The sequence below is a fragment of the Paenibacillus sp. 01T422 genome (genome assembly GCF_056398785.1).
The window spans coordinates 1-6,668 of the sequence record NZ_JBFTQB010000300.1 but is presented as its reverse complement, the minus strand read 5'-3'; the positions used below and the strand labels follow the sequence as shown (position 1 = coordinate 6,668).

The 6,668-nt window shown below is 40.7% G+C and carries 7 protein-coding genes and 1 pseudogene; all 8 read left to right on the top strand.

Annotated features, from left to right (window positions below; all coding sequences use genetic code 11):
- The coding region (locus AC1DUA_RS17685) for a glycosyltransferase (protein ID WP_477501019.1) at window positions 1-365 on the top strand (365 nt) is incomplete at its 5' end.
- Window positions 350-1,459, top strand: coding sequence for a glycosyltransferase family 1 protein (locus tag AC1DUA_RS17680; RefSeq protein WP_477501018.1), 1,110 nt, complete (start codon window positions 350-352; stop codon window positions 1,457-1,459). The genes AC1DUA_RS17685 and AC1DUA_RS17680, both read left to right, overlap by 16 nt.
- A 4-nt stretch (window positions 1,460-1,463) precedes the next feature.
- Window positions 1,464-2,348 carry a glycosyltransferase family 2 protein gene (locus tag AC1DUA_RS17675; protein WP_477501017.1) on the top strand — a complete coding sequence of 295 codons (885 nt, stop codon included), beginning with the start codon at window positions 1,464-1,466 and terminating at the stop codon, window positions 2,346-2,348.
- A gap of 20 nt (window positions 2,349-2,368) precedes the next feature.
- Window positions 2,369-3,442 (top strand): EpsG family protein, encoded by a 1,074-nt coding sequence (locus AC1DUA_RS17670; protein WP_477501016.1) that lies wholly within the window; start codon window positions 2,369-2,371, stop codon window positions 3,440-3,442.
- Between the two features lie 21 nt (window positions 3,443-3,463).
- The gene (gene galE, locus AC1DUA_RS17665) at window positions 3,464-4,498 is read left to right on the top strand and encodes a UDP-glucose 4-epimerase GalE (protein WP_477501015.1); all 1,035 of its coding nucleotides are present in this window, start codon (window positions 3,464-3,466) and stop codon (window positions 4,496-4,498) included.
- 69 nt (window positions 4,499-4,567) lie between these two features.
- Window positions 4,568-5,404, top strand: a pseudogene (locus tag AC1DUA_RS17660) (glucosamine inositolphosphorylceramide transferase family protein); the annotation flags it as partial.
- Window positions 5,405-5,506: 102 nt separating this feature from the next.
- Entirely contained in the window at window positions 5,507-6,103 is a 597-nt protein-coding gene (locus tag AC1DUA_RS17655) for a sugar transferase (RefSeq protein WP_477501020.1), read from the top strand.
- A 15-nt stretch (window positions 6,104-6,118) separates the two neighbouring features.
- Window positions 6,119-6,668: acetyltransferase (locus tag AC1DUA_RS17650; RefSeq protein WP_477501014.1), on the top strand; the 550-nt coding region annotated here is incomplete at its 3' end.

The window sequence follows — 6,668 nt, the reverse complement described above, 5'->3', positions numbered from 1 at the left end:
ATATTCACCTGATCTTGCCACTATGCGATGTCGCTGTTGCATCGAGTCTGCGTGAAGGGCTGCCCGTAAACATGATGGAGGCTATGGCGTGTGCTCTCCCAATAGTTGCTAGCAGCAATAGAGGTCATAGGGAACTGGTTCATAATGATAATAATGGATGGATTATCGAGCCCAATGACTATGAGGCAATGGGAATGAAGATCAAACTGTTAGCTCAGAATAAGGATCTTCGTTCAAAGCTAGGCAATCTCGGCAGAGAGATTTGTGAGGCAAGATATGCAATTCAGACCGTGTTAAATGAGAAGAAAAATATCTATACCCTATACATGGACGAAAAGGTGGATGTCATGTGGGCGATCCAATAAGGATTTTACAAGTCGTGGTCAATATGAATCGAGGTGGAGCAGAGACCCTCCTCATGAATTTATATCGCAATATCGATCGATCAAAGGTTCAATTTGATTTCCTGACCTGTAAACCGGGAGTCTTTGATACTGAAATTGAAGAGATGGGTGGAACAATTCATCGAATTCCCTATGTATCGGATATTGGTCATGCGAAATATATGCAAGCTTTGGAACATTTTTTTGAGACACATCCCCATTACAAAATCGTGCATGCCCACATGGACAAAATGAGTGGATTCGTCTTGCGTGCAGCGAAGAAAGCTGGAGCACCTGTGCGGATCGCGCACAGTCATAATACAAGTAGTGAAGGCGGAATTGCAGCAAGAACATATAAATGGGTTGCAGGAACATTCATAACATCCTGTGCAACTCATTTTGTAGCCTGCTCCAATAAAGCAGCCAAATGGTTATTTGCGAACAAAGTGAATAAAACGATAATTTTAAAAAATGGGATAGAGAGCGAGAAGTTTGCATTCTCTCCTGAGATTAGAGAGCAAGTCAGGCAAGAGCTGGAGGTCCCTTCGGATAGCTATGTTTTAGGGCATGTAGGGCGGTTTGCACATCAGAAAAATCATTCATTTCTTATTGATATCTTCGCGCAGTTGCATCAAGAGAAGCCGAATGCTGTCCTAATTTTAGCAGGAGATGGACCACTACGTGCAGAGATCGAAAAGAAAGTAGAAGCCTTACATCTACAGGATAAGGTAATGTTTCTTGGCGTAAGAAGTGACATTACACGATTACTCCAAGCTTTTGATATGTTTGTATTCCCCTCCTTACATGAAGGTTTACCTGTTACGCTCATTGAAGCACAGGGGGCCGGTTTGCCTTGTCTTGTATCTGATGAGATTACCCAAGAAGTGGATATGGGCATTCAATTGGTAGAACGGTTATCGCTGGGAAATAAATCGGTTTGGATAGATCGAATAAATAATGTTATTTCAAGAAATTTACCGAGACATATACCGTCGTTCTCTTTATCGAACAATGGATACGACATTAAGAACAGCGCTGCTTGGACAGAAGGGTTTTATTTAGGCATATCGAGGTGATTGTATGAAGAAACTTACTGTTTTTACTCCTACATATAATAGAGCTTATTGTCTTCCTGTTTGTTATGAGAGTCTTAAGCGGCAAACGTCCAAAGATTTCGTATGGTTGATCATTGACGATGGCTCGACGGACAATACGGAACAATTAGTGGCTGGTTGGATAGCGGAGGATGAGATCCACATTCGTTATCATCGCCAGGAGAATCAAGGCATGCATGGCGCACATAATACAGCCTACAGGCTAATCGATACAGAGTTAAACGTATGTATTGATTCCGACGATTATATGCCGGATCGTGCTGTGGAACAAATAAATACATATTGGGAGCTGTACGGTAATGAGCATGTAAGTGGAATCGTTGGACTTGATTCATTTACAGATGGTCGCATGATTGGCACGAAGCTGCCCGAGAATATCAAGAGTTCAACACTTTTTGAGCTATACAGCAAACATCGTGTAACTGGGGACAAGAAGCTGGTTTATCGCACGGAACTTACGCGGAAGTATCCATATCCCCTATTTGAAAATGAAAAGTATGTCGGCTTAGCTTATAAGTATTATAAGTTAGACGAACAGTATGAGTTGCTTCTTATGAATGAAGTGCTTTGCTGCGTGGAGTATTTACCGGATGGCTCATCTATGAACATGCTGAAGCAATATCGCAAGAACCCTAGAGGTTTCGCCTTTTATCGTAAGGAGCTTATGAAGTTGCCGTTTGCTAGCTCATTCTTTAAATTTAGGCAGTCTATCCATTATGTGTCTAGCAGTCTGACTTCCGGCAATCGTAATTTCATGAAGGAAACACCTGCGAAGTTGCTCACTCTTCTCGCTATCCCGCTTGGTGTCATGCTTTATTGGTATGTAATCAGAAAAACGAGTGTCACATAGTACTCGAAAGGAAATCAAAAATGGCCATATTGTGGGTTAATCTGATTGTCGTCTATATCGCTTCGTATTTTTCAAGGCGTTTGGCCAAACCTGTGGCATTCGGCGCTGAGGCTATATGGATGAAGCCTAATAAATGGTTGACAGCCCTCGTTATGGCAACATTCGTACTAATAGCTGGGCTCCGTAATAATATTGGTGATACCTTCTTTTACATGCATGCCTACACTATTAATAATTTCACATGGGAACAAATTAAAGCTGAGAAAGATATTGGCTTTGGGATTTTACAAATGATTCTAAAGTCATATACCCAAAACCCTCAGCTATTAATATTTTTGACTGCCTTAGTCACTAATGTCCTTGTTGTTTACGTGTTATACAAGTATTCCAAATTATTTGAACTTAGCATATACCTCTATATAACTTCTGGACTTTATATTGTTTCCATGAATGGGGTTAGGCAATTTCTTGCTTCGGCCATCGTATTTGCTGCTACCAAGTATTTATTTGAAGGAAGCTGGAAGAAATATTTTCTTGTAGTAGCATTTGCCTCATTGTTTCATCAGAGTGCCCTAATCCTAATTCCCATTTACTTTATTGTGAGAAGAAAGGCATGGACATCCTCCACTTTTGTACTCTTAACTCTTGCCGTGTTACTCATTGTAGGATATAGCGTGCTCTCGGACGCTCTATTCACTGCAATTGCCGATACCCATTACAGTGAATATCAGACTATCCAAGAAGGCGGAGCTAACGTAATTCGGGTGGCAATCGGGGCGATTCCATTAATTTTCGCTTACATGGGAAGAAATAAACTAAGAGAGATATTTCCTTACGGTGACTATGTCGTGAACATGTCATTATTGAATTTTGTTGTCATGGCGGTCGCGACACAAAATTGGATTTTTGCCAGGTTTAGCATCTATTTTGGATTGTATAATGTGATTCTTATGTCTTGGGTAATTAGTTTATTTGTAAAAAGAGAACGGAAGTTTATCTATTACGCCATTTTAGGTTTCTATCTCATTTATTTTTACTATGAGAATGTGGTCACGTTACATCTTTTTTATCGAAGTAATTACTTGCATTTCTAACTAATAGTCAGGAGGTTCAAGATGCCAATACTCGTAACCGGTGGAGCCGGCTATATCGGAAGTCATACCTGTGTAGAGTTGCTGAACGCAGGATATGAAATTGTTGTTGTTGATAACTTAAGCAATAGCAGTCTAGAGTCTTTGAGACGAGTAAAAGAACTAACAGGTAAGGACTTTGCGTTTTACCAGATTGATCTGTTAAACCGTCAGGATGTAGAGTTGGTTTTTAAACAAAATAAAATAGAAGCTGTGATTCATTTCGCAGGGCTAAAAGCAGTGGGGGAATCAGTTCGCTTGCCACTGCGATATTACCACAACAACATAACGGGTACGATTGTGCTATGTGAACTTATGCAGGAATATGCGGTAAAAAAAATCGTGTTCAGTTCGTCCGCTACCGTATATGGCTTGTCAGATCAGGTGCCAATTACAGAAAACTTTCCACTAGGTGCAACGAATGCATATGGTCGTACAAAACTAATGACTGAAGAAATCATGCAGGATATGTATGTGTCCGATCCCACATGGAGCATTGCGCTGTTACGTTATTTTAACCCTATTGGGGCTCATAGTAGTGGCAGATTAGGCGAGGATCCAAACGGCACACCGAATAATTTAATGCCTTACATTACACAAGTGGCAGTAGGGAGATTAAAGGAATTAAAGATTTATGGAAATGATTATCCAACAGTAGATGGCACAGGTGTCAGAGACTATATTCACGTCGTCGATTTGGCATGTGGGCACGTGAAAGCGTTGGAGAAGATTATATCAAGTACAGGGGTAGAGGCGTACAACCTTGGAACGGGACAGGGGTATAGCGTTGTGGAAATGGTGTTAGCATTTGAAAGTGTAACCGGACAACATATTCCGTATATGGTGACAGATCGAAGACCAGGTGACATAGGCGTCTGTTTTTCGGATCCGAACAAGGCTAAGCGTGAGTTAGGATGGAGTGCTCAGAGAGGCATTAAAGAGATGTGTCTTGATTCCTGGAGATGGCAAGCCCATAATCCATATGGTTTTCATAAAAAGGAAGAAGAATTAACGGTATAGCGGAGGCTTATTCATGTGTTCCCTATAAATAGGACATTCCTGAAAAAAATAAAGACGTTAATTTCCCTCATGAGGAAGGGAATTGTTGCTCAGATTTGGTCGATTAAGGTTTTCAGTTCCGCTAGTATGATAACGAAGTTACTTAATGAAACCGACATGGACATGGATAAACCGTCAATACAAGCCTCAGACGTAAATGATGTGTCAGCTGAATTTGTAGCAGATCCTTTTATTGTCAAAGATGATTCGGGGTTTTATCTGTTTTTTGAGATCTTTAATAAAGAACTTGAACGTGGGCAAATTGGCTTAGCCATAAGTGCAGATGGGTTGAAATGGGAGTATCAACAAGTCGTTCTTAGTGAAAACTTCCATCTATCTTATCCACAGGTATTTAAAGTTGAAGACGAAATGTTTATGCTGCCTGAAACGATAGAAACCAATCGTGTGTTATTGTACAAAGCCAAGCAGTTTCCTTATCAATGGGAAGTTGCATGCGAGCTACTAAAAGGTAACTTCTTGGACCCTTCCATTCTCAAATACGATAATAAATGGTGGATCTTTGCAGGATCTGAGGGTGGGAATCTCCATTTATTCCATTCGGCTCAATTGGAAGGACCTTATCTCGAACATCCACAAAGCCCAATGATTACTAGTAATTTAATGATTAGCAGACCCGGAGGAAGAGTCATTCTTTCAGATGGAATGATCTATAGGTATACGCAAGCTGATTATATTCATTATGGCGATTCAGTTAGTGTCTTCAAGGTAAACAAACTAACGGAGTTTGAATATGAGGAGGAGGAAATCTCCCTAATCTTATGCGGTACGAAAAAGGAAGGAGATTGGAGAAGAGATGGGATGCACCATATCGACCAGCTAATGATTGATGATAATCAGTGGTTAGTAGCTGTTGACGGTCATAGTACCCAGAAGTCCAATTACTTTGTATGGAAGTTTAACCGTTTGAAATCAAAAATTTTAGTTAAGACCAATAGGAGCATGATCATGATGAAGCGATTCTGTGATTTACTAATCTCCATTCCTTTATTACTGCTTTTTTCACCAATTATCGGAATTGTCGCTGTGTTGGTAAGAGTAAAGTTAGGATCTCCGGTTATCTTCACGCAATTAAGGCCTGGATTACACAGCAAGCCTATTAATATTTATAAATTCCGAACGATGACAGATGCAAGGGACAACGAAGGGAATTTATTGCCTGATTCAATACGATTAACTTCCTTTGGGGAATTCCTTAGAAAATACAGCCTTGATGAATTACTCCAATTGGTCAATGTCATTAAGGGGGACTTAAGTTTAGTTGGGCCGAGGCCACTCTTAATGGATTATTTGACACTATACACGGAAGAACAAGCCAAACGCCATGAAGTACGTCCTGGCATAACGGGATGGGCTCAAGTTAACGGTAGGAATGCAATCTCATGGGAAGAGAAGTTTAGGCTCGATGTCTGGTATGTGGAGAATCAAAGCCTCCTTCTCGACTTCAGAATTCTAGCTTTAACTTTCGTTAAAGTGATCAAGTCAGATGGAATCAGCCACGGTAATCATGTAACCATGGAGAAATTCTCAGGATCAAATCTATCATGAAGGGTTTGATACAGGTTGGATTTAGTCATTATTGGTGAGGGTGGCCATAGTAAGGTCATCAGGGATCTGATTTATTCAAAAAGTGACTCTAAAATCATAGCCATGTTGGATGACAAGTATGRTGAGTTAACTATAATGAATGAGGTATACATAGGTCCAACTTCTTCCGCCCATCTTTTATTAAGTCGAATGAACCATCTTAAATTTGTTATTGCGATCGGGAATAACGAGGTTCGAAAGTCGATGGTGAGGAAGCTTGGCTTAGCCAAGGAGAACTATATGTCACTCGTTCACTATTCAGCGATTGTCAGTTCGAGTGCTTCTATAGGGAGTGGGACGGTTATTATGGCTAATACCATTGTCAGTGCGGATACAGTTGTTGGCGATCATGTGATTATCAACTCGGGTGCAATCGTGGAGCACGACAATCAAATTGGGGACTATGTTCACATTGCTCCTAAAGCAACACTTACTGGCTCCGTACTTGTAAAAGAAGGGGCTATGATCGGTGCTGGTGCTACCGTAATTCCTGGGAAAAGCATCGGAGAATGGGCAATTATTGGAG